The sequence below is a fragment of the Gemmobacter sp. genome (assembly GCF_016792925.1).
Taxonomy (GTDB): domain Bacteria; phylum Pseudomonadota; class Alphaproteobacteria; order Rhodobacterales; family Rhodobacteraceae; genus Gemmobacter.
The window spans coordinates 1-3,327 of sequence record NZ_JAEULU010000328.1 but is presented as its reverse complement, the minus strand read 5'-3'; the positions used below and the strand labels follow the sequence as shown (position 1 = coordinate 3,327).

The 3,327-nt window shown below is 64.2% G+C and carries 2 protein-coding genes and 1 pseudogene; 2 read left to right on the top strand and 1 reads right to left on the bottom strand.

The window, feature by feature from the left end; all coding sequences use genetic code 11:
- On the bottom strand, nucleotides 1–1,251 hold a 1,251-nt coding region (locus JNN06_RS16165), incomplete at its 3' end, for a DNA repair exonuclease (protein WP_291240622.1).
- A 252-nt stretch (nucleotides 1,252–1,503) separates the two neighbouring features.
- On the opposite strand from JNN06_RS16165, the pseudogene JNN06_RS16160 reads away from it, so the two are divergent.
- A pseudogene (locus tag JNN06_RS16160) lies at nucleotides 1,504–2,229 on the top strand (phage terminase large subunit family protein); the annotation flags it as partial.
- The gene (locus JNN06_RS16155) at nucleotides 2,141–3,229 is read left to right on the top strand and encodes a terminase gpA endonuclease subunit (protein WP_366812969.1); all 1,089 of its coding nucleotides are present in this window, start codon (nucleotides 2,141–2,143) and stop codon (nucleotides 3,227–3,229) included. The pseudogene JNN06_RS16160 and the gene JNN06_RS16155, both read left to right, overlap by 89 nt.
- Nucleotides 3,230–3,327: the final 98 nt, after the last annotated feature.

Sequence of the window (3,327 nt, the reverse complement as noted above, 5' to 3'; positions counted from 1 at the left end):
GTCCAAGCTTAGCCCAGCCAGCACCAGCGGTGCGCCCTGAGCCAGAAGATTCTGGCAACGCTGCGCCATGTCTGCCTCACTCTGCCCAAAAAAGTCCCGCAATTCGGCGGGGAGGTCACGCAAGAACTCCTGCGCGGCGGCCTGCACTGCACGGGTAAGTGCGGGATCCTGCGGGAGGTCCACCAAGACAGTTTGCACCAGGTCTTCGGGCAGATGGGTTGCCGCAGAGATGCCTGCATCCTGTGCCTCGACAACCCGTAATTCCAGCTTGTCGATCCAGAGCCCGGCAAGTGCCGCAAAGGCACGCACCTCTTCCGTCAGACGGTCGATGTCGCGGGCAATCCGCCAGGCAAGTGGCGTGGCGCCATGCAGCTGAGGGCGGATCACCAGGTGCTCCTCGGAGCGTTCTATCCTGCCAGTCATGCGGATCACCTGGTCCAGCGCCGCCAGCAGATCGGTCCAGTCGGAAATCCCTGTGCAATCCAGCATGACCCGGTCAAACCGGAGACAGGCGACCGCACGTTGTTCCACCGTGACACTGTGGTCTTCTGCCACCGAAACAAGAGTTACAGAGGTCGCCCCCGCTTCACCGATGTCACGCCCCTGCGGGATGCCGGGCATGACGATCGTCGCCCGCCCAAGATGCTCTGCACGGCGATGGATATGGCCGAGCGCCCAGTAATCATACCCATGCGCCTCTAGCTCGGCGAGGCTGCAAGGCGCATAATTGTCATGGCCGGGGCTTCCATTCAGACTGGTATGCATCATGCCGATGTTGAAGGCGCCGGATTTTGGCGCAGGGTAGCGCGGCAACAGGCTTTCCGGGGCATGGGGGTCACGGAAGCTCAGCCCGTGAATGGCGATCTGCTGATCGCCCGCCTCCAGTTCGACCGTTGCGGCCCGCGCCCCGAAGAGATGCGTGTTTTGCGGCAGGTCCAGCTCACCTGTCTGACGGGCAAGGGCATCATGGTTGCCTCGGATAACAAAGCAGCGGATCCCTGCGCCTTGCAGTCGCAAAAGTTCCTGCTTTAGGAAGCGAGGAGTTTTGGTTGAACTGTATGTCCCATCCCAGAGGTCGCCCGCGATCAGCAGGAATGCGACATCTTCTTCGATGCAAAGGTCAATGACACGGGAAAAGGCGGTGCGCGACGCGACGCCGACCTGATGCGCCAGATCAGGATCGCGCAGGGCAATTGCCTTCAATGGGGCATCGAGATGAAGATCTGCGGTGTGGATAAAGCGAAAGCTCAAAAAAAACTACCTGAATGAAAGCTGGTTCCAGCCACTATGGGACGCTCCTGAACTTCCGGCAAGTACCCTTTTGGTTGAATTATTGGTGCATGTTTTTTGTGTGTTCGCAGTTCCCCAGCCGGGTATAGCGCTCAGCCGGTGCCAAAGGCGGTGCTGAGGCCGAAGGCCGCAATCTGCACGGCTACCCTCGCTTCGCGGTGCTGGCGAGACAGGCGAGCAACAGCCGCAGTGCCTCGGCCTCACAAGACAGCGATGGTGCCTGACATCGACTTCGCCTTGCGGCGCGGCATCCGCCCGGAGCCACCGATCCAGGTCTCGGACTGGGCCGACCGGCATCGCATCCTGCCGCCCACCTCGGCGGAACCTAGGCGCTGGCGCACGGACCGCACGCCCTACCTACGCGCGGTGATGGACGCCCTGTCTACCTCAAGCCCCTATGAACGGGTCGTGCTGATGAAGGGCGCGCAGACCGGCGGGTCAGAAGCCGGGCTGAACTGGCTGGGCTACATCATCCAGAACGCGCCCGGCATCGCCATGTTGGTAATGCACTCGCTCGACATGGTCCGGCGCAACACCACCGTCCGCATCGACCCGCTGATCGAGGCCACTCCTGCCCTGCGCGATCTGGTCGCGGCCCCAAGGTCGCGGGACGCCGGGAACAGCCTGTTCCGCAAATCTTTCCCTAGCGTCCAGCTGGTGATGACCGGTGCAAACAGCGCATTGGGGCTGCGATCCACGCCCGTGCGCTACCTATTCCTCGACGAGGTGGACGGCTATCCTGGCGACGCCGACGGCGAAGGCGATCCCGTCGATCTAGCCATCCAGCGCACCACGACCTTCTGGGGACGGCGCAAGATCTACATGGTCGCGACGCCCACGCTGAAGGGCCATTCGCGGATCGAGGCGGCCTTCCTCGACAGCGACCAGCGGTATTTCCACGTCCCCTGTCAGCATTGCCGCGACATGGTCCCGATCACTTGGGCGCGCATCCGCTGGCCAGAGGGGCAGCGCGACACCGCCTATCTGGTCTGCGATCTGCGGCGGCGCGCATCACGAGCAGCCCCGCCTGCTGGCCGCTGGCGAATGGCGCGCGACCGCGCCGGGCGATGGCCGCACGGCGCGGTTCCACCTGTCGTCGCTCTATTCGCCATGGGAAACTTGGGCCGAGATCGCGCAAGAACATGCCCGCGTCCGCAAGGATCCCGCGCGCCTGCAGGTCTGGGTGAACACCAAGCTGGGCGAACCCTGGGAGGATCAGGTGGGCGACACCGTTCCCGCCGATCCGTTGATGGCGCGGCGCGAGGACTGGGGCAGCAACCTCGCCCCCGGCGTGGCGGTGCTGACCGCAGGCGTCGATGTGCAGGGCGACCGGATCGAGGTGCAGATCGTCGGCTGGGGCCGTGACGAGGAGGCATGGGTCATCGACTACCGCGTGCTCTGGGGCGATCCTTCGGGCCCGCGCCTCTGGTCCGATCTCGATGGCGTGCTAAACGGCACCTGGGGCGAGTTGCCTGTGCGCGCCACCGCCATCGATACCGGCGGCCACCACACCAAGATGGCCTACGAATTCTGCCGCACCCGCCTCGCCCGCCGCATCTGGGCGATCAAGGGCCGCGGCGGGCCCGGCATTCCAGTGTGGCCGCGCCGCACCACCCGCATCAACAAGGGCAAGATCCCGCTGTTCATCATCGGCGTGGACACGGTGAAGGACGCTGTCTACGCCCGCCCGAAACTGTCTGAGCCTGGCCCCGGCGCCATCCACTTCCCCCGCCGCCTCGACGCCGACTACTTCCGCCAACTGACCGCCGAGCGCGTCGTAACCCGCTTCGAGTGTGGCCGCCCTATCCGCTCCTGGCAGCCGAAGCGCGACGGCGAACGTAACGAAGCGCTGGACACCTTTGTCTACGCCCACGCCGCTCTGCACGGGCTGATCAGTGAGCTACTCCCCGATCCTTGGACAGTTTTCGGGGATATTTAAGCTACCGCCTGCGCCTGCTGATCGGTTTCGATGCTGTTGAAGTAGACCACGGCAGGCGGTTGGCCGCCATGGGCAGTGTGGGGTCGTCGATGGTTGTA